Source organism: Providencia sp. PROV109 (assembly GCF_033681625.1).
Classification (GTDB): Bacteria; Pseudomonadota; Gammaproteobacteria; order Enterobacterales; family Enterobacteriaceae; genus Providencia; species Providencia hangzhouensis.
Genome location: NZ_CP096320.1, coordinates 3,134,319 through 3,154,756 on the forward strand (window position 1 = coordinate 3,134,319; position 20,438 = coordinate 3,154,756).

Below are 20,438 nucleotides of genomic sequence, written 5' to 3' on the forward strand. Positions count from 1 at the left end.
TCAAATCTGGTGTACGAGCATCAGGCGGTTTTCCTGTCTGACTGCTCCATTACTTGTTCGCCGTCTTGGAATTTAACGTTATTGACCACGAGGGTTAGCAGTTGAAATCCTTTCAGGCGGTTCCAGCGCTTCTGCGCTGATTGCAGCAATTTATAAACCATTGCTAGGGTTGTGTTTCTTGAACCGCAGTTGCGGGTTTTGCTGGTTCTTAAACGTACTGTAGCGAAGGCAGATTCAATTGGGTTGGTGGTGCGTATACTCACCCAATGTTCTGCTGGAAAATCGTAGAAAGCCAACATGCTCTCACGGTCTTTAGCTAAGCATTCCATTGCGCGTGGGTACTTAGCAGTAAACCTTTCCAGCGCTATATCAAAGGCTTTATGAGCCTTCTCACGCGTCTCTGCCATCCAGATATCATGCAGTGCTTCTTTTACTTTGGGTTGCACTGCCTTGGGCAGTTTGTTGAGCACATTGGCCGTCTTATGCACCCAGCAACGTTGCTGTTTGGTCTGCGGGTATACTTTGCTCAGAGCCTTCCAGAAGCCCAGAGCGCCGTCAGCTGTTGCCAGCTTTGGGCAGGTCGTAAGCCCACGCGCAACCAGGCCATTCAGCAGCTCAAGCCAGCTGGCTTCGGACTCGCGATAGCCTTCTTCAACAGCAATCAGTTCCTTGCGGCCATGCTCTGTCACGCCCATCACCACCAGCAAGCACAAACGGTCATCGAGGCGGACGTTGCTGTAAATACCGTCAACCCAAAGGTACGCGTAGCGCTTGTCACTCAAATCGCGCTGTCGCCACTCTCGGTGCTCATCAATCCAGCGTTCCTTGAGCCTGGAAATGGTGTTAGCTGACAGACCTTTGGCATTCTCACCCAGCAAGGCTGCAAGGGCTTCTTGGTAGTCTCCAGTGGAAATACCTTTGAGATACAGCCACGGTAATAACTCTTCAACGCTGCGGGCACGCTTGAGGTATGGCGGTAGCAGTGCGCTGGTAAAACGAATACCAGAGCCGCTACGATCACGCACTTTTGGCACCTTGATATCAACATCGCCAATGCCCGTTTGGATGCTGCGCTCAGGCAAATAGCCGTTACGCACCACAGCTTTGCGGCCATCGGGTAAACGCAGTTCTTCATGAGCTTGCAGCAGTTGCTGCAGCTCTACTTCAACTGCTTGCGCAATGAGCTGACGAGCACCATTACGCAATAAAGCAGTTAGCACATCAGTGCCAGTTTCATCTGGTTGTGAAAGAACATTCAGGGTAATATTTGTCATGGCGTATCGCTCTACTGTTAATTATTTCTTGGAGGAAACAATCAACAGGATACGCCACCCTCTTTTCCCCTCATACACCACAAATGACTATAGCTCCATAGTATATCTATGTAAGGATTCTGATTTATAGCTATGTTTAGTAAAAATTTTCATAGGATAAAAAATGTCTAACATAGAGGAAACACTGCCAGGAAGTGCGATTAGTTCTTGGGGGGGCTTTGTTTATCAAGGGAAAGTAGCTCTTTATCATTGCCTGAAGCTATTAACAGAGAAATCATTTCAACAGAGAATAATTGATAATTTTGAGTTGCAATTAGATAGCACTGACGATTTTGCTATTTATTGTGATGGTAAGGTGATTTCAACTCATCAAGTGAAAGCAAAGCTTTCACAATACCGCTCTGAATATGTCGAGGCTATCTATAAAGCTGCATGTGTTGATACTGATTGTGATGAAAATACAATCCGATATTTTCATGTGGCGAAACAATTAAATACGTTTGAGAACTATACAAGCCAAAATGGAAAAATAGTAGAGTTTTATAATTATGGAGATAATAAATACTGTTCCTTATCCGAAATAAACGATTTAATTGATAAACAGATTGAAAATTTTTTAGATAAAAATAATTTAATAAGATCACGAAATTTAATTATTGAAAAGTCTACTTTACTTTCTGAGCTTATAACTAATAAAGTAATTATAATTCATAACTTAGTCCACAATGGACAAACTCAAAACTATGCTGCATACCATAATAGAATAGCAAGTAGCATTTTTTTGGAATTATTAAGATCCCCTCCTCTTAATCGAACAGACGAAATATACCAAGCATTATTAACCAAAGAGAAGATAACCACTATTATTGAAACTGAGTTCTACAATGATTTGGAGCATTTTAATGAAAAGCAAATTGAATCAATCTCAAACGTTTTCAGGTTTATTTATAGTTTGAGTGATAATTCTGCTATCCAAATGCATACATCATTGCAGCCTCACAGGGAAAATAATATCATAAATAAGGATGATATTAGGGATTATTTTGATGTAATTTCGGCTATATCTCACATACCCAAATTATTAGGCCTACCACATTATCAAAAAAAAATAAATAAATATCTTCCAACCGCATTGACAATCAGAGACGGAAGACGACGAAATACCTCATTCCAAGAAGATCTAAAAAAACACATAAGGGATAATGCTACCCTTGCCTCATTGCTTTATGAATATAACAATATTATTGCCTATGAGATATCAGAGAATACTATAATATCAGCTACATCAGAGAAGATTACAACAGTTCAAAGTACTCAAGAAAATAATAACCACATTGTTAAAGAGTTTAATTTAAGGGTGTTGTCTTCAGACAAGGCCGAGGAAGAATTAAATGCTAAATGAATTTATAAAACAGGCTATTGAAGATCACCATTTTATTGAAATAGAAAACAAGTTAAATGAAATATCATTTTTTAAAAAGGAGAAAGGTGAATTACGTAGATATATAATAACCTACAAAACAGATAAACTTGAAGATGCGAGTTCTATTAATGAGTTAATTATTAATGAAACTCCTACTGAACTTTTAGAAGCTCCAGCCTTTGCAAAAAATACTGACCTTATAATAGTATTTCAACTCGACAAACTTTCAAATTACAAACAATATGAAAAAAGCATATTTGATATAGAAGAAAATGCTTATCATTTCAAAAAATATGTTTTGTACTATTCAAATGAAGAGAATCAATTAATTTATGGGAAGAACTTTAATAATCTCAAAGCAGTTCTCTCAGATCATGAAGAATTTTCAACCTACAAAGCAGACCCATCCCGACCTAGCCTGTACAATATGGCAGCTAGAATTTTCATTAAACTTCCTTTTTTAGAGATGCCTAGTATAGAAAAAGATATTGTTCCAATTGATTTGCAAATCAATACGCTGGTAGATTCATTAAATTTATCTGAGACATATAATAAGATCAGCACAGAAAATAAGCAAACTGATATAAATTTAGAAAAGCTAATTGAGGAATTAATAAATGAAGAACTGGAAGCTATCAAAGCTGAGAATAAATAACTTCAAGGCTTTTGATAAAGTCGAATTCAATTTTGAGAGTTCTTCTTTGTTGACACTTGAAGGCCCTAATGGATATGGAAAAACAAGCGTATATGATGCTTTAGAATTATTGTTTACAGGAAAAGTAAAGAGAATTGAACAACTATGTCAAACAATAATGATAGGGGGTGTTAGAAATTATAGTGATAACCTTTTCTGGAACAAAAAAAATGGAGAGGAGGATATCGAAATCAGTGTGGAGATGACAGGTGATAACAATGAAAAACTTTACTTTTCACGTAGAGCACTTGTGGATGATTTAAAAATAATACAGAACAATAAAGCAGATAATTTTAGTATATTTAAACTCCATAAATTAGAGTTGTTAGACTCCTACGAAAACAGCACCTACATTACACAAAATGAGCTTGATGAAATATTAGGCGAAAAATTCACTGATAACTACAACTTTCTTAACTATCTTGAACAAGGACAGAGTTCATTTATTTTTGCTAACAGTATTAGGCAGCGAAAAAATGCTATCAGTGGTTTGATGAACGTTAGTGAACTCACTGAAAACATAAATTTATGTGGACGAGTTCAAAATGCACTGACGAGGAAATCAACCAGTCTGAATTTCATTCAAAAGAAAGATTCTATCACATCTCAAATTCAAGCGATAAGTGCTCAAGGAAAAAATGATAATAATCCTGTGCAGTATGAAAAAATATCAACCCATCTCACTACGCCATCATGGGATGTTGAGAACCCTTTAATTTTTTCTGATATTGAAACAACAGAAAAAAATGAGAATGAAATTTCATTGCTTAAAAACCTAATTACTAACAAAGAACAGCTTCGCGTAATTATTGATAATGCCAGAATAGAAAATTTCATAATAAGAAATGAAAACCTATTAACCGAGGTGATAAAAGTAGGACATCATATTGAAGCTTACCCGGAACTGATTAAGCAGAATAAAATTAAAAATGAAATTGATTTATCCTTAGGAGTTTTACGTAAAAAAGAAGATTCGATAAGTCAGGACGATATTGATAAAATTAAAGATAAGACAAAGATAAACATTATCGATTTCAAAAAACGCTTACAGCTTAGAGATAATTATAAAAAAGAAATAGGTGAAAAAAATATTATTCTTGTAGAAATTAGCCAAGCAAGAAAGAAATTAACAGAGGAACATCAAAAGAAAACATCGCTATCGGAAAAACATTGTCTACTTTGTGGACATGATTGGATAACAAAAGATCTGCTATTAGTCGCAATCGATATTAAAAGTAAATCATTAGAAAGTTCATTAGATAATGTAGGGAAACAGCTACAAGCCGAACTCGATGAAATAAAGAAATCTAAGGATACTGAGATTCAGCGTTTGGAAGAAGCACAAAAACAGCTTAAATTTAACAAAAATTTGTTTGACAGTTTACAAAAGGCAAAGAGTATTTTTGAAAAAATAATAAAAATAAATGAAAGGCTTTCAAAAATCGGAATATCTTATCCACTGACTTATACAGAAATACCAGAAGAAATAGAATCAAGAAAACAATCATTAATATCGCTGTTACGTCAACAAAAGAAAAATGAGCTGATTACACTTCCTGAAGGATGGGAATCAGTCTTGAATGAATCATTCGTTACACTAGATGATGTTTTCAACATAGACTTAGAACAAATCAATCGGAAAGAAAAATATTTCTTATACAAAAAGAATGAAGCAAATAATCTTCGACTTAAGGCTTTAAATAAAGAGCTTAAGGATTTGTTAGAACTAAATAACGCGATAACAAACGCTAAACAGAAAGTTGCTACATTAAAGGAACAACTAACCATACTAAACAGAGATTATTCTAAAAATACTATCGCTGATATAGAGTTAACGTTCCATATTTATAGCGGTAGACTTATTCAAAACTACCAACGTGGCTTAGGACTATTTATAGATGAAGGGAATGGAGATAGACTGAGGTTCTGCACAGCAGAAAAATCAGAACATGACGCAACCATGTCAATGAGTTCTGGACAACTATCAGCATTGAGTTTGGCTTTTTTCCTATCACTTAATAAAGTGTACGCGAAGTCCCCCCTTGTTCTGATAGATGATCCAGCTCAATCTCTTGACGAGATAAATATAGCTTCTTTAAGCGACTTGCTACGCTGTGAGTTAAGTAATAGACAATTAATACTTTCATCACATGAAGATAATATCTCGTCATATCTTAGGTTCAGATTTATGCGTGCAGGCTTGTCGCAAAAGCCATTTAATATGCAAACACATATTGGCAAGTAAATCCCCATTGACTGAGATATTTTTCATATGAAGTGGCATAGTTAATTTGGCCATCTGAATAGAGGTGTTATTATACGCCTCATAACTTAACAGGCGACATATATGACAAAACAAACTCAACGTAATTTTAGCGCCAAATTTAAGCTGAGGCAGCTATAAATATTGGTGTTGTCGCTCAAATAAAGTGACGATAAAGTAACTATAGCTGTGTGCTAAAGTGCGTGAAGCTCATGAACGAATTCGAGGTTCAGCGGGCTCTCAGGCAATTGCGGATATAATCACCGCAAAAGGGACGAAATTATCACGTTATCGAGCGACAAATCAAATGAAATTATTAGATTTAGTAAATTGCCACGCGCCAACGCATCGGTATAAAAAAGCAGTTTTTGAGCACGTTGAAATACCGAATTATTTAAGTCGTCAATTTACCATCACAAAGCCAAACCAAATTTTTGTGGGGGATGTAACGTATCTTTGGGCGAATAACCGCTGGACATATCTTGCTGTTGTGATGGATTTATTTGCTAGAAAACCCGTTGGTTGAGGATGCCATTTTCACCCGATAGCCAACTCGCAGGAAAAGTATTATCAATGGCTTTTGAATCAAGAGGTAAGCCTTGAGCGAGATAGAGAATACCACTCGCTATACCATAACTTATTGCCAGAACTGGATTTAATCATTTGGGAACTCAAGGCCGATGATAGGGCATAGCCTTCCGATGAACTGTACTACCTCTTTCACAAGGACCAATGAGATTAAAGCGGTGGAAGATTAAAACGATCGTAAGGTTGAATTACCACTATCCATCTTTCAGGCCAATAATCCAGAGTTGGCTAAGATGTCGGTCGCCGGAAAAAAGTAGTATTCCTATCGTAATATATCTAAATAAAGTCAATACTCTAAAATAGATACTACTGTTCAACTTTGCAGTAGTATCTTTCGGTAAAATCCAGTTTATTAGTCGATTTGGCTTATTTATCTAACAAATCACCAGTTTGAATTCAACAACCTTCAAAATTTTCAATGTATTATGTAGAATTAATTTAGATGTTTTAAATAGAGAATTGTAATGAAAAACAAAATTTTAATAGTCACGAGCAGTTATGATCGTACATGTGATTATATAATTAATCGTTATAGAAATATAAATTTTTTCCGTTTAAATACAGATTACTTTTCAACTTACAAAGTTAGTTATGATTTATCTGGGTTTAAAATTACAAATAGTCTAGGTGAAGAAATCAGCACTACTAGCTGTAAATCAATTTATTATAGAAAACCAGCATCAGAAAATCTTACTGGCATCATTGATTCTAAATATCATACATTTAGTCTCAAAGAAAGCCATTCACTTATTGATGGTATAGTTGAAAGCTTTTCAGGTCCTTGCCTATCAAAACCATCTATTATGCGTAGAGCTGATAATAAAATATTACAAATAAAAATTGCTCAGCAAGTAGGCTTCTTGATTCCAAAATTAACTATTACCAATAACAAATCAGAGATTAATAAACTAGAAAAAAATAACACCATTGTTAAACCAATATCTATTGGTTCTATTTTAAACAACAATAAAAAAGAATATGTACAGACTAATAAATACAATCCAAACATCAATGATGATGGGTTAAAGTATTCTCCCGCATATTTCCAAGAATATATAAAAAAAGATTATGAAGTTAGAGCCACATTTATTTCAAAACAGGATTTCACGGTAAAAATAATTTCTAAAAATCAAGTTGACTGGCGTAAAATAAATAATGAATTAAAATATGAATTAATCAATATTCCAAAGGATATCCACAAAAAATGCTTGGCTTTCATGTCTCAAAATAGCATTTATTTTGGCTGTTTTGACTTCATCGTTAGTGATGGTGATTGGTACTTTCTTGAAATGAATGCAAATGGACAATGGGCATGGTTAGAATTTGAAGTTGGTTGTGATATCTCTAAAGCTATAGTGGAGTATTTAAATCATGATTAGCATTATCACTTTTTTTCTAAAACTATTAAATGCCTTACCCATATTACATATATCAAATGATGATAATTTTGGAACTTATAATAATTTCAGTACCGCTAGATTTTCTTTATTTTCAATACCTATTGGGGGAAATATAATTTATGTAATTTCGCTAGATAGAGTTAATAATAAATTCAATCTTTTTAAGTGTATTTCTTTTGATGAATTACAAAGCCGAGTTGAACCAAGTGAGGTTGAGGAAAAAGTAAAAAGCTATGAATTATACTTGAGAACATCTACTAACCTACAACAAATTCAACAAGAAGAGTTTCTAAAAATCAGGATAGCAGAAAGCATTGGCTCTCTTTACTCCTTACATAATAAAGTTTCATTTTATTCTACCATCGGATTAGCTTTATTCGGTTTCCTAGGTTTTTTACTTACAGAAATTGTGAACTTTAAAACCTTTTTTTATATAAAATTATCGTCCTATTTTTTATGGGGTTTATCTCTAGTTTATGCAACAAATTTGACATTATTCATTAAAAAAGCAATTGCTGTTAGCTCCTTCTATAAATCGAGTTTTGGTGATTTGAAAAAAAACTCAAAAGAAACAGCTTTATCTACAGCTTTTTATAGAGATTGGTATGATATAAAAGATGCCGTTCGATATTACGCTAGTTTAGTGAAAAATATAGAAAAATACCTGTACCGTCTTATAGGCGCATGCATTCTAACTTGGCTAAGTATTTTTATATTAAGCAACTTTTTTTCTTACACATATGATTATTATATAGTGTATTTACAGACTCATTTTTCCACTTTTATATCATAATGAACGGAGCTGCACCAAATGAAACCATATATCATGAATTACAGTGAAACACTGACCATAAAGCAATCAAATCTCATGCATCCCATTGATTCTACCAGAAAAACATTTACTATTGAGCCAGATGACCATGATGAAATCCTAGGATTGTCGACAACACTTACAGAAACTATTGAAAATAGCGATCGTGACGAGATTGGCACATATTCAACGTTACATACTAATATTGTAGAAAACTCAGATCGTGATGAACTAATCGCTTTTTCCACAGTATCGACTGAAGCTATTGAAAACTCAGACCATGATGAAATTTACTATATGAGTACAATTGAAACAGCTGTAATAGAAAACTCCGATAACGATGAACTCAATTTATTTACTACTGTTGAAACTCGTGAATTAGAAACATCTGATACCGACCATATATCCTATTTCTTATCCGATACAACAATCATTACCAAAGTGCTTGAGCAATCAGATAACGATGAATAATTGTTAAAATGAGCCTTAGATGCTGCGCCCTTCCCTAGTTATTCGGTCGGGCAATCATTTATTTTAGATACTTAATTTTACCTCTTTATACTCTTACTAATACTGTTCGCCTTATCTTTAGCATTGACATAAGTACGATTGTGCTAACATTAAGTACTGTAGTTCAATAGCTTTAATCTATAAGTAAAATCCAAACTGTTTTTATAAAGTATAAAAAATGCGTAATATTTTATACACATTACATAGCAAAGTAGCAATTCTTTCACTAAATGATAAAATACCAAACTACGATGAATAAATATCTCATTAACTTCGATGCATAAAAAACAATCAAAATGTTTTTAGGCACCTTATTAGGCACTTTTGAAAAGTTGAATTGAACATTAGCACTATAAAATCATTTAGTTAAGCGACGAATTCAGACTCCGCCAGCGGGTCAGTGATAGGACAACAGGTTTAAAAACAGGAAGTTAGCAAAATCAGTTGGACTAGACACTGGCAACATTAAGACTAGAAAGTGCACGTGAAATGCACGCGCATTTGAAAGTTACTAAAAGCCCACTTCAGTGGGCTTTTTTATTGCTTTCTGAGTACACCTACCATTCACACTTATACCAAAATATAAATAGTTCGTAGTGGTACTGTAGTAAAATCCCATTTCCCCTATTTTATAATATAGGCTTGCTTTTCCGCCTCGCAATTTGGTGGAGAATAAAGTAAGACTAACACGACATTTCACATAAACTCTCCTTATCAGTTTGCTGCATCAGTAGGTATATTCAGGTATACTAAATTACTTATTCTCTTCTCAATACGAATGATTGAAATGATTAAGTTATTTACTAAATACTTTTCGGTTGGAATTTTAAACACTCTTATACATTGGTCCATTTTTGGGCTACTGACAGTGTTCCTTTCAACCTCTCAAGCTATAGCTAACTTAATAGGCTTCATAGCTGCTGTCAGTTTTTCCTTTTTTGCTAATGCAAAATTCACCTTCAAAGCTAAAGCGACTACAGCACGATACTTATCATTTACCTTATTTATGGGGCTATTAAGTTACTTGACTGGTTATGTTTCAGACCAACTACAATTCCCCCCTATAGCAACTTTAATAATTTTTTCTTCGATTAGCCTCGTATTAGGTTTCCTTTACTCCAAAATCTTTGTTTTCAGAGATACTCCACAATGAAAATATCATTAGTAGTACCAGTTTATAACGAAGAAGAAGCTATCCCTATATTTTATAAGTCAGTAAGAGAACACCCGATTCTTAATCAATATGATATCGAAATAGTCTTCATAAATGATGGAAGTAAGGACAGCACTGAAAATATTATCAATGCACTAGCTATTGCTGACCCTTTAGTGATCCCTTTAAACTTCACGCGAAATTTTGGAAAGGAACCGGCTTTGTTTGCGGGCCTTGAATACGCAACTGGAGAAGCTGTAATACCTATTGATGTAGACCTTCAAGATCCTATTGATGTTATTCCTCAGCTCATAGATAAATGGCAACAAGGCGCAGATATTGTTCTCGCAAAAAGAGCTAATCGTACTAGTGATACATGGTTAAAACGCAAAACAGCTGAATGGTTTTACAAGCTCCATAATAAAATTAGCGCGCCTGAAATTGAAGAGAATGTTGGCGATTTTAGGTTGATATCTCGTCAGAGTGTCGAATATATAAAATTATTACCTGAGCGTAATTTATTCATGAAAGGTATCCTTTCATGGGTGGGTGGAAAAATTGATGTTGTTTAATACAATAGAGCAGAAAGATCTGCTGGAGAAAGTAAATTTAATGGCTGGAAATTATGGAACTTAGCCTTAGAAGGTATAACGAGTTTTTCTACTTTTCCATTACGCGTTTGGACTTACATTGGTTTATTTGTTGCTTTTGCATCTTTTATCTATGGTGGTTGGATGATGGTAGATAAATTAATTTGGGGTAATCCTGTTCCTGGTTATCCTTCATTACTTGTTTCTATTCTATTTTTAGGTGGAGTTCAGCTTATTGGTATTGGTGTACTCGGTGAGTATATTGGTCGTATTTATACTGAAAGCAAAGCAAGGCCTAGATACTTGCTAAAAAAGACAGATTATATTGAGAACAAAAATGACTAACTACTTAAAACGTATTAATTTAGGCTACATAAGTGTCCTAATTGTCTTTTCGCTTATTTTTTTAGTCGAATACTATACACCTATGCATTCTGATGACTATGTGTATTATATTAAAGGAAATTCATTATCTGCTCATGTATCTCACTACCTTTCATGGAGTGGAAGATTTGTATCAGACTATTTTAGCACTCTAGTTCTTACATCAGACTCTAACATACTAAAAAATAGTATGATTGCATTTGTATTAACAATGATGATCTTTTTAATTACTAAAATAAGTAGTAACTCTGACACAAGTAAAAAAACATTTTTTTTACAGTTTATTGTTTTATTTTCAATTTACTGGGTTACAAATCCAGCTCTTGGTCAAATTGTTTTTTGGGTTGTTGGTGCAGCAAATTATCTTGTCACAAATTTATTTATTGTTATTTATCTTTATTTTTTATTTCGTTATCTTGATGATAAAAAGTGCCTAATCCCTCTCATAATCAGTTCTTTTTTTGCTGGATGCAGTAATGAAAATACGAGTTGGATTATAGTTGCCATTTCAGTAATTACCTCCTGTTATGTTTTTTTTAAACATAAAAACAGACTTATTATCTTTTCATCTGTACTTGTTATACTTGGGTTTGTAACTTTGATTTCGAGCCCTGGTAATTTTCATCGAGCCGCTCTTTTCACTGACTTTTACTCCCTCAGTACGATAGAAAAAATCACATATTTTTTATCGGATAAACTTTCACATTCATTTACTAAAACGTGGGGGGTACTAGTTGCTTCATTACTTTTACTGCTAACTTATGTAGGTGAAAAGAAGTCAAAAAGCTTTTATCTTTCATTATTGTTTATCGTATTAGGCTTTTTAAGTATATTTTCCATGGTTGCATCCCCAACATTTCCTACTAGGTCTTTGAGTGGCGCTCACCTTTTTTATGTTATTTCATGCTCCTTTTCTATTGGATACGCATTTAGTATGAAAAATAAAAGAGGAATCGCAATTACATATTTTATTGGTATTTTAACTCTTTGTGGTTTCATTTTTTCATATATTCAAATGGTTTATTCATATAATACAATAACGACTCAAGAGAAAATAAGAATTTATGCTATAAACGAAGAAATAATTGGTGATTCTAAAACCGATAAGATACCCGAGTATTACTATCCACGCTCTTTCAGAGGTGGTGACGAAATGGATTTATATCATAATCCTAATGCAATGGCTGAATACTTTAATATTAGCCATCCGATTGAAACCTATAAAATAGACTATAACTACGCAGTTATTTTAGATGGAATAAAACTGCCACTACCTAATGTAACAAATACAAATGTTTCAAATCTATTCTTAGGTAAAGATAGATTTTTAAAAGGAACAACTATAGCCCTACAACTTGTTGATAACAAAAAGTTAATGTCAAATGAAAGCTATAGAATAATAGTAATGGATGACAAAAATAGAATACATACTGAAGAGAATAACAAGATAGACTCTATTTATGGTATGAATTTAGTTGGTTTCACTATTCCAGTTTCACCTAAAAATATAAAATCCATTAATTTCATTGTAGATATGGATAACAAAAAAACAATTGAGCAACAAGTAATCTTTTAATTTAAGTGTGGTGTGCATATTACAATGCACGCCACACTTTTATTTACTAATAGCACTTAACTTAATCGATACCACCTCATCAACATGGTATAGGCGTTGGTAACTGTTAAGGCCGTTCCTGAACCGAGGTTTTCCGTGTCACCTGAATAGGTATGCGTGTGTGCTCCACTATTAGACGTTTCACCTGACCATGTTTTAGATGCGTTAAATACATATTTATAGCCGCTAGTTGTGTTATTACCATTATAGCCAGTTCCCCCGTTAGCAAGACTAAAAGCGCCTGTTGCCATAGAGTGAATAGCATTATCACTCCGGATATATCCAATCTCACTCGTGATATTCATCGTTCCTCGGGTATGAGTATGCCCTCTGCTACTTACAGTTGTTCCTAAATACTTTAATGGCACTACGGGTAGATGGCCTTTACCAATGGTCACTAAATCCAAACCACCTGGTGTGAAAACATTCGAGCCACTTGTCTCGGCTAAACTAATGGTTTTATTTTCATCAATATACTGCCATTTTGTACCAGGGAATAACGTATTGGGGTTCTTGTTTTGCGCGAACCACACAACAATACCAACGGGATAGACCGTATTCAGGTTAACCGCGTTTTGTAATACATCGCTGACGGCCTTCTCGCTCATCACACTCGTTGTTGATTCGTCCGTTGATTGGTCAACACTACTCGTGTTTAGCTTAGTATTAAGCCCGTTATTGAGTGCTGTGTTTATTGCATATCCCCCCGATGACTGATAACTCGCCTTAGCTTGGCACCGCATATCCCCTTCCGCTTTGGTATAACTCTCGCCTTTGAGCACATAATTCCCTGCGGGACATAGTTAGCTATTTTTAATTGTGGTGAACACGTTCAATTTTTGCCATTATTGCTCGAGTATTGCTTTATATGATGTTGGGTATCTTCCACAAATAGCTGTCTATGAAAACAACAAGCCATGTTTTATATTTTAAAAAATTCAGATTTGGGGTGCTATTGGCTTTGACTGGGAGCGTAATGTTCATTGAAGTACCTACAGAGCCGAACTCATACTAAAATAAGAAATAAAAAGTGCCTAAAAATACAGGAGAAAATATAATAATAGCTATACCTCAAGATATCATTTTGATATTTTTTGAAAAGAGAAATGATGTAGACCTTTTTGCGTTAAGATAAGGCCAAACATAACTTTATGATGTATAACCTGAAATAAACTATGAAAACATCCTTGCTATCAAATAAGACCACACTAATCGTAATAATAGGATGGCTATTACTTTATTACGTAACAGGTGAAATCTCCGAAATACTTACACCAGAGAATTCAGATATTTCTGTTGTCTGGTTTCCTGCGGGTGTCGCAACAACCGCTTTTTTATGTATGCACAAGCGCCAATGGTTACCATTACTGATTGGCTTCGTTGTATTAAACTTGATTCTGAATGGCTTCGATAATGAGCAAATCACCCTTTCACTTATATACGCCGCTCTAGCTGTACTTTCTTGTATTGCTATTGCTTGGATTGTCCGTAGGTATACTCATAGAGGAGATGATCTGCAACTAATATTGTTATGGCTATCGGCAGTAATAATTGTCAGTTTTGCAGATGCAGTTTTATTTTCTATCAGTTTGTATTGGTTTGATAATACATCACTTAATGATATTTTCTGGGATGGTTTTATTGCTGATATTACTGGCAACATATTTGCGACAACAGTGATTATGGGGCTAATTAATACCCATTTCAAAAGGGTGGTGCCTTCTTTCAAAATTAATATAATTTGGGGAAGTATTGTTTTTATTCTTCTTATTATTAGCACAATATTAATATTCAATGATACTGCGATACAGATGTACTATTCCTATTTTCATCAGCATCGTAATACTGCTAAATTATCACTACTCTGCATCCCTATTTTGCTTGCTGTTACCCTGTCTATGCTATGGGGAAACAGAGGAGGATCAATCTCACTATTAATACTTGCCACTATTACAATCTATTACACTCGTAATCAGCAAGGACCTTTTTACCTTCATGGCCTATTTCGCCATGAATCACTGTGGTTAATACAGGGATATTTGACTGTAATATCATTATTAATGGTTTTTTTACGGGTTGTCGCTCGAAGTACTCATAGAATTGATGACACACAAGGGGCTTATAAACCGCAGCACCTAGTATATCAACTTAATCTAGATAATGTTGCTATAGAATGGGGAAATACAGATTGTTCATATCCGAAGGCTGATTTAATAACCCTTTCCGATCTAAGGCAAATTATGGAATCTATTCACCCTGACGACCGAGAAAAACTCGCTCGACATTGGGAACAAGAGCAAGCTCAGACCACTCTTCCAATAATAACCTTTTGTTTGAAAGATAAAGAAGGTCGTTGGTGGAATATAGAAGATCGTGGAAGTGTTATTTTTAGTCATAACAAGCCAATAATGATTGTTGGGAATTGGTTTATTTTGGGTGAAGTATCCTAAAATTGATGTAATAACAAAGGATAAGTGATGCTACAAATTGCATTATTACTTTTCGGTGCCGAATTTATCAGAGGAAAAGCACATTACCTCTGGGGGATTGGGCTCCTTTGGTGTTTTATTGGTATCTTTATTTTCATTGATGGTGTTGATGGTATTCTTTTTTTTCCAATACATTTGTTTGGTATTCTACTGTTACTTGAAAGTCTGATCACATTAAGTGTCGCTTCAAGTGGAATTGGGACACAAAAAACGATACTTTTCTTTAAAGGTGGTTTGTTTTTATTCTGTGCATTGGTTATCTTAATTAATCAAACATATAGCAATGTATTACTGTCAGCGATGTTCGGTTTTGTTTTTTTTATTACCGGATTGTTTGTTGTTGCATCAGCTTGGATCGTACGTTTTCCTGGATGGCAATTAATCCTGTTATGGGGCGTAATTGAAATGCTGTTTGCCTTTTTTCTGTTTACCCATCACCAAGCAACAATTTCTTTTTTCATCGGCTTTTTGATGATAGGAAGTGGATTTGGATGCCTGAAGTTAGCATTTCGAGCCCGTCATATCCAACGAGGAACATCCATATTTGAACTGATGCGTCCTTTACCTGTGTCGTTTAAGAAAAAAGGGGCAACGCGGCCAATGACAGAGAACCTACAGTCCCCTACTTTAAATAGATCAACTGAACAAGATGCTATTTTGACTGTTCATATCTGGACCCCCGAAGGCTCCGCAAACCAACGTCCTGTACCACGGCCAATTATTAATCGTTATATTGCGGCTGTTGATTCTGAGGGGGTAATCTCTACGGGGCATGCATCTCTAGAACTCTATCCGCACCTCTATATCAGCTTATACCCTAAAGAAGATATTGATCGCTCGCCATCAGAGTTTTTCAGGCTACTAAAAGCAACCGCTGATAATAACGTTCCGGGGCGTTTCTTGCCTAATTATCAAGCTGAAGCATCCGAATGGTGTGAATCTGACAGACAGATTGTTTTCAATGTTTATAACTATGCTTCTTTATTGAGTTTTTGGGAAAAATATCGCCAGTATCCTATTTATAACCTAACATATCAAAACTGTTCCAGCAGTGTTGCATATGGTTTGGAAGCTGCGTTGGATGGTGTTTTGTCTATGCAAAAGAGAAGTGATTTTATCGGAATTTTAAATGTACTTTGTATGCCAGAGTTATGGATTGCGGCTCAAATTCGTCGGCGTGCGCTGATGATGGCATGGACCCCAGGATTAATTATGGATTATGCACGTGCTTTGCGGGCTATTGTACACCCTGTTCCTGTCCCTTGGTATAAACGCTTACTTAGGCGTTGAGTTTCATAGCTATGATGACATTTTTATCTCAAACATAGTTTAGAATTGTCATTTTGGAATGTTTGTTAAATAAGTTAAAGAGGTTTTTATGCTGAAAGTGTACGCAATCTTAATGGTGTCTATCATAGCTGAAACAACCGCGACAACCATGATGAAGGCGTCTGATGGGTTTACCAAGTTGGTGCCCAGTATTATTGTCGTTATTGGTTATGCCATTTCTTTTTATGGCTTATCCCAAGTTGTAAAAAGTATGAATATTGGTATCGCCTATGCGATATGGGCTGGAGCAGGAATATTTCTTGTTTCAGCATTATCGTTTTTTGTTTATAAACAGAAACTTGATTTTCCAGCATTAATTGGTCTGGCATGCATTGCGCTGGGAATTGTTATTATCCAGCTGTTCTCTAAATCAATTACTCATTGAGTGTCGAAATTACTCAACAAGAATGGATTAAATGACGACAATTACAAAGAGAAAATCATTATTACAGCCTCTGTGTGGTAATATATTACACAGAGGTTATAACTGTAATTAACGGGATTCTACCAACTCATTAATATGATAATATGTCAGCAAATTTCATATTTTCTGGCTGGGTTTCTTTTTTAACTCGGTGATAGTACTCTCAATTTCACATTAGCCTCATACCATCCATCACAGAGATTATGATGAGCAACGATATTGCGTAAAATCAATCCATTGACCACAGTTATCATCGCTACGTTTTGCAGCATCAATAAAAGCCATCCCCTGTAGGCCAATTTCAATACCCGGTAATAGCGGTGATGCGCCACCTCCCTCGCGTAAACGTGTTGCTGCCTCACGGTAAATCTGTGCAAAACCTTCTAAATATCCTTCGGGATGCCCGGCTGGAACCCTTGACATCGCACGGTTTTCCTCCCATTGAGACATTGATCCCCGTGACACACAGTACATGGGCGAATCAAACGGTTTTAACCATAATTGATTAGGATTTTCTTGGGAAAATGAAAGACTCCCTTGGCTGCCATATATGCGTAGTCGCAACCCATTTTCTTCACCACAAGCCACTTGGCTCGCCCATAGACGCCCTTTTGCTCCGTTGTGATAACGCATTTGCACACGCACATCGTCATCTAGCACTCTTCCAGGGATCATTGATGTGAGTTCAGCACGAATGGACTCTGGTAACATCCCTGTGACGAATGAAGCTAACTGCCACGCATGAGTACCGATATCGCCGATACAGCCCGCCCCCGCTTTTTTTGGATCGGTACGCCAATTCGCCTGCTTGTTTTCAGTTTCCTCTAATCGTGTTGCTAACCACTGCTGCAAATACTCCACTTCAATATAACGAATTTCTCCTAGTTCCCCTGCTAATATCCGGCTGCGCGCTTCACGAATTAACGGATAAGCACTGTAATTATGCGTGAGAATCAGTTGCCTACCCGTTTCTCGCACAACATCAGCAAGCTGCAAAGCTTCTGAGTATGATGTACACAATGGTTTATCACAGATAACGTCAATACCTGAGCGCAAAAATTCAACGGCAATAGGGGCATGCAGGTGATTAGGCGTGACAATCGCAACAACATCAATGCCATCATCACGTGCGGCTTCACTTTGCGCCATTTGCTGATAACTGGCGTAACAACGTTCAGGCGCAAGATGCAGCCGTTGCCCTGTACGTTGACAATTTTGCTCGTTTGAAGAAAATGCGCCTGCAACTAACTCAAACTCATCATCCATACGAGCCGCTAATCGATGCACTGCACCAATAAATGCACCTTCCCCGCCCCCAACCATTCCCAGCTTTAGTCTCATCGCCTTATCCTTTATTTATCACTTACGATCCCAAGTAATGCTCTGATTTGTTGAAGATTAGTATCTACCACTGCAAAATCATCAAAGGCATGATCAACCACTGGAATAATATGATTGGCGATAAAATCGGCTCCCTCTTTCGCCCCGGTATCTGGGGATTTAAGGCAACACTCCCATTCCATTGTAGCGACACCGGAAAAACCGTACTGAGTTAATTTGCTGAAAATAGATACAAAATCAATCTGACCATCCCCTAATGAGCGAAAACGCCCTGCACGCTCAACCCATGATTGATAACCGCCATAGATACCGCTACGGCCATTTGGTGAATATTCCGCATCTTTGACATGAAATGCACGAATGCGTTGATGATAGCAATCAATAAACGCAAGATAATCCATTTGCTGGAGCAATAAATGACTTGGATCGTAGAGAATATGGCAACGCGGGTGGTTATCCACAAGCCCAAGAAAACGCTCAAATGTCACGCCGTCGTGTAAGTCCTCCCCTGGATGCAACTCGTAACATACATCGACGCCACACTCGTCAAACACATTCAGAATAGGCAACCAACGCAGCGCAAGTTCAGCAAATGCTTCGTTAAATAGTTGCGCATTGTGAGGGGGCCAAGGGTAAAAATAAGGCCACGCCAGTGCGCCTGAGAAAGTCACGTGTGTAACTAGCCCTAGGCGCTGAGAGGCTTTTGCCGCTTTGATGAGTTGCTCCACCGCCCACTGTTGGCGCTTTAGAGGATTACCTCTGACACTCACTGGGGCAAAACCATCAAAAACAGTGTCATACGCTGGATGTACCGCAATCAATTGGCCTTGTATATGAGTCGATAATTCACTGATCTGAATACCATATTGCTGTAACATGGCAACCAACTCATCGCAATAAGTTTGGCTTGTGGCTGCCAAGTCTAAATCAAAGATACGTGGGTCGATCGTTGGCACTTGAATATATGTAAAACCTAGGCTTGATGCCCATTCAGCAAGGCTTTCTAATGAGTTAAAAGGGGCTTTCTCGCCAATAAATTGTGCTAGAAAGATACCTGGACCTTGGATTGTTTTCATGACTCACTCCCTAAAATCACAGTGCGCTGTGTACGCACAGCTTCATCCGCAGCAAGAACAATTCGCAAGCTATTGAGTGCGTCTTGTAAATGCTGTTCTAATGAAAATTGTTCCGTTATCGCTTGAATAAAATAACGTTGTTCACTTAGGCACAGCGCCAAATGGTCTGGCTCATCTTGGCAGTCAACCCAACGATCGGGATGTTTAAAAGCATTGTTTTTATCAAGCTCTGCATAATGAATACGTAAAGAGTCAGTGCGTGTGTGCCCATCAACATTGTCGCTATTTCCTTCTCCATGCCGAGCCATTATCGAAACCGCACCGCGAGGGCCTATAACATCTTTGATAAAATACGCTGTTTCGCTGATCATTGGTCCCCAACCCGCTTCATACCAACCCACTGAGCCATCATCAAAACGAACCTGTAATTGACCATAGTTATACATATTGTCTGGTAATTCATCGGTCAATCTTGCGCCAATAGCGCTGACACTCACTGGCTGAGCTTGGGTCATTTGGCACATCACATCTAAATAATGAACGCCACAGTCAACTATCGGTGACAGTGATTGCATCAGGTTACGGTGTACATTCCACATCTGCCCATGGCTTTGTTGATTCAAATTCATTCTCATCACTAATGGCTTACCCAGCTCATGCGCTAGATGAATGAATTGTTGCCATGATGGGTGATGACGCAAGATATAACCCACCACCACTTGTCGATGGGCTTGTTTAGCAGCAGCAATGACGCGCTTAGCCCCTTCAACCGTAGTGGCTAACGGCTTTTCAATAAACACATGACAGCCAGCCTTGAGTGCTAACAATGCATAAGCTTCATGCGTATCAGGGTATGTCGTTAAGCAAACCGCATCTGGTTGCGTTGCTTTTAATGCCTGTTCGTAATTATCAAACGTGGCATATTCACCACCTAAATGTTCATTGAGAGCATCTTTTGAATGACCACGAGCCACCAGCCCGCATATATCAACGCCCTCCATTCGGTGGTAAGCCTCTGCATGAGAGGCTCCCATATTGCCGCAACCAACGACTAAGACGCGTAAATTTGCCATC

At 36.7% G+C, this 20,438-nt stretch carries 16 protein-coding genes and 2 pseudogenes; 13 read left to right on the forward strand and 5 right to left on the reverse strand.

Translation table 11 applies throughout. The features are described 5' to 3' along the window. Window positions 1-20 precede the first annotated feature (20 nt). Complete coding sequence (locus M1F25_RS14450) at window positions 21-1,274, reverse strand: IS256 family transposase (protein WP_135536280.1); 1,254 nt, start codon at window positions 1,272-1,274, stop codon at window positions 21-23. A gap of 163 nt (window positions 1,275-1,437) precedes the next feature. Between M1F25_RS14450 and M1F25_RS14455 the strand changes: the two genes are divergently transcribed. From M1F25_RS14455 to M1F25_RS14500, 10 genes and pseudogenes are all read left to right on the forward strand, one after another. Beyond that, window positions 1,438-2,676, forward strand: a complete 1,239-nt coding sequence (locus M1F25_RS14455) for an ABC-three component system protein (RefSeq protein ID WP_105881203.1) — start codon at window positions 1,438-1,440, stop codon at window positions 2,674-2,676. Beyond that, complete coding sequence (locus tag M1F25_RS14460) at window positions 2,666-3,352, forward strand: ABC-three component system middle component 1 (RefSeq protein ID WP_105881204.1); 687 nt, start codon at window positions 2,666-2,668, stop codon at window positions 3,350-3,352. Before M1F25_RS14455 ends, M1F25_RS14460 begins: the two co-directional genes overlap by 11 nt. After that, the gene (locus tag M1F25_RS14465; RefSeq protein WP_181488208.1) at window positions 3,315-5,636 is read left to right on the forward strand and encodes an AAA family ATPase; all 2,322 of its coding nucleotides are present in this window, start codon (window positions 3,315-3,317) and stop codon (window positions 5,634-5,636) included. The genes M1F25_RS14460 and M1F25_RS14465 overlap by 38 nt, the downstream gene beginning before the upstream one ends. A 217-nt stretch (window positions 5,637-5,853) precedes the next feature. Further along, window positions 5,854-6,254, forward strand: a pseudogene (locus tag M1F25_RS14470) (DDE-type integrase/transposase/recombinase); the annotation flags it as partial. 452 nt (window positions 6,255-6,706) lie between these two features. Then, window positions 6,707-7,621 (forward strand): MvdC/MvdD family ATP grasp protein, encoded by a 915-nt coding sequence (locus M1F25_RS14475; protein ID WP_105881207.1) that lies wholly within the window; start codon window positions 6,707-6,709, stop codon window positions 7,619-7,621. Then, the gene (locus tag M1F25_RS14480) at window positions 7,614-8,435 is read left to right on the forward strand and encodes a hypothetical protein (protein WP_105881208.1); all 822 of its coding nucleotides are present in this window, start codon (window positions 7,614-7,616) and stop codon (window positions 8,433-8,435) included. The genes M1F25_RS14475 and M1F25_RS14480 overlap by 8 nt, the downstream gene beginning before the upstream one ends. An 18-nt stretch (window positions 8,436-8,453) precedes the next feature. After that, window positions 8,454-8,924 (forward strand): hypothetical protein, encoded by a 471-nt coding sequence (locus M1F25_RS14485; protein ID WP_105881209.1) that lies wholly within the window; start codon window positions 8,454-8,456, stop codon window positions 8,922-8,924. 826 nt (window positions 8,925-9,750) lie between these two features. Next, a complete protein-coding gene (locus M1F25_RS14490) occupies window positions 9,751-10,116 on the forward strand; it encodes a GtrA family protein (protein ID WP_112307250.1) in 366 nt (121 codons plus the stop codon). Then, a pseudogene (locus M1F25_RS14495) lies at window positions 10,113-11,051 on the forward strand (glycosyltransferase family 2 protein). The gene M1F25_RS14490 and the pseudogene M1F25_RS14495 overlap by 4 nt, the downstream one beginning before the upstream one ends. Further along, entirely contained in the window at window positions 11,044-12,666 is a 1,623-nt protein-coding gene (locus tag M1F25_RS14500) for a DUF6056 family protein (RefSeq protein ID WP_180312525.1), read from the forward strand. The pseudogene M1F25_RS14495 and the gene M1F25_RS14500 overlap by 8 nt, the downstream one beginning before the upstream one ends. 56 nt (window positions 12,667-12,722) lie before the next feature. Here the strand turns inward: M1F25_RS14500 and M1F25_RS14505 are convergent, their stop codons facing one another. After that, a complete protein-coding gene (locus M1F25_RS14505; RefSeq protein WP_181488210.1) occupies window positions 12,723-13,487 on the reverse strand; it encodes a phage baseplate protein in 765 nt (254 codons plus the stop codon). 393 nt (window positions 13,488-13,880) lie between these two features. Here M1F25_RS14505 and M1F25_RS14510 point away from each other — a divergent pair, with 393 nt between their 5' ends. The 3 genes from M1F25_RS14510 (at window position 13,881) to M1F25_RS14520 (ending at window position 16,908) form a co-directional block, all read left to right on the forward strand. Beyond that, window positions 13,881-15,155 (forward strand): MASE1 domain-containing protein, encoded by a 1,275-nt coding sequence (locus M1F25_RS14510; protein ID WP_181488212.1) that lies wholly within the window; start codon window positions 13,881-13,883, stop codon window positions 15,153-15,155. A gap of 27 nt (window positions 15,156-15,182) precedes the next feature. Next, window positions 15,183-16,484, forward strand: a complete 1,302-nt coding sequence (locus tag M1F25_RS14515; RefSeq protein WP_181488214.1) for an HdeD family acid-resistance protein — start codon at window positions 15,183-15,185, stop codon at window positions 16,482-16,484. 91 nt (window positions 16,485-16,575) lie between these two features. Continuing rightward, window positions 16,576-16,908, forward strand: coding sequence for a DMT family transporter (locus M1F25_RS14520; RefSeq protein ID WP_371021498.1), 333 nt, complete (start codon window positions 16,576-16,578; stop codon window positions 16,906-16,908). 240 nt (window positions 16,909-17,148) lie between these two features. Here M1F25_RS14520 and M1F25_RS14525 read toward each other — a convergent pair whose 3' ends face one another. The 3 genes from M1F25_RS14525 to M1F25_RS14535 are packed head-to-tail and all read right to left on the reverse strand — an operon-like array spanning window position 17,149 to window position 20,437. Further along, a complete protein-coding gene (locus M1F25_RS14525) occupies window positions 17,149-18,288 on the reverse strand; it encodes a Gfo/Idh/MocA family protein (RefSeq protein WP_181488216.1) in 1,140 nt (379 codons plus the stop codon). An 11-nt stretch (window positions 18,289-18,299) separates the two neighbouring features. Next, complete coding sequence (locus M1F25_RS14530) at window positions 18,300-19,364, reverse strand: sugar phosphate isomerase/epimerase family protein (RefSeq protein ID WP_181488218.1); 1,065 nt, start codon at window positions 19,362-19,364, stop codon at window positions 18,300-18,302. Beyond that, the gene (locus M1F25_RS14535) at window positions 19,361-20,437 is read right to left on the reverse strand and encodes a Gfo/Idh/MocA family protein (RefSeq protein WP_096863341.1); all 1,077 of its coding nucleotides are present in this window, start codon (window positions 20,435-20,437) and stop codon (window positions 19,361-19,363) included. The genes M1F25_RS14530 and M1F25_RS14535 overlap by 4 nt, the downstream gene beginning before the upstream one ends. Window position 20,438 lies beyond the last annotated feature (1 nt).

Bases quoted from the DNA above. Each gene is read 5' to 3' on its own strand.
- M1F25_RS14455 (WP_105881203.1), top strand. From the start codon at position 1,438: ATGTCTAACATAGAGGAAACACTGCCAGGAAGTGCGATTAGTTCTTGG.
- M1F25_RS14535 (WP_096863341.1), bottom strand. From the start codon at position 20,437: ATGGCAAATTTACGCGTCTTAGTCGTTGGTTGCGGCAATATGGGAGCC.
- M1F25_RS14480 (WP_105881208.1), top strand. From the start codon at position 7,614: ATGATTAGCATTATCACTTTTTTTCTAAAACTATTAAATGCCTTACCC.
- M1F25_RS14475 (WP_105881207.1), top strand. From the start codon at position 6,707: ATGAAAAACAAAATTTTAATAGTCACGAGCAGTTATGATCGTACATGT.
- M1F25_RS14510 (WP_181488212.1), top strand. From the start codon at position 13,881: ATGAAAACATCCTTGCTATCAAATAAGACCACACTAATCGTAATAATA.
- M1F25_RS14490 (WP_112307250.1), top strand. From the start codon at position 9,751: ATGATTAAGTTATTTACTAAATACTTTTCGGTTGGAATTTTAAACACT.
- M1F25_RS14525 (WP_181488216.1), bottom strand. From the start codon at position 18,288: ATGAGACTAAAGCTGGGAATGGTTGGGGGCGGGGAAGGTGCATTTATT.
- M1F25_RS14530 (WP_181488218.1), bottom strand. From the start codon at position 19,364: ATGAAAACAATCCAAGGTCCAGGTATCTTTCTAGCACAATTTATTGGC.
- M1F25_RS14465 (WP_181488208.1), top strand. From the start codon at position 3,315: ATGAAGAACTGGAAGCTATCAAAGCTGAGAATAAATAACTTCAAGGCT.
- M1F25_RS14450 (WP_135536280.1), bottom strand. From the start codon at position 1,274: ATGACAAATATTACCCTGAATGTTCTTTCACAACCAGATGAAACTGGC.
- M1F25_RS14515 (WP_181488214.1), top strand. From the start codon at position 15,183: ATGCTACAAATTGCATTATTACTTTTCGGTGCCGAATTTATCAGAGGA.
- M1F25_RS14485 (WP_105881209.1), top strand. From the start codon at position 8,454: ATGAAACCATATATCATGAATTACAGTGAAACACTGACCATAAAGCAA.
- M1F25_RS14500 (WP_180312525.1), top strand. From the start codon at position 11,044: ATGACTAACTACTTAAAACGTATTAATTTAGGCTACATAAGTGTCCTA.
- M1F25_RS14460 (WP_105881204.1), top strand. From the start codon at position 2,666: ATGCTAAATGAATTTATAAAACAGGCTATTGAAGATCACCATTTTATT.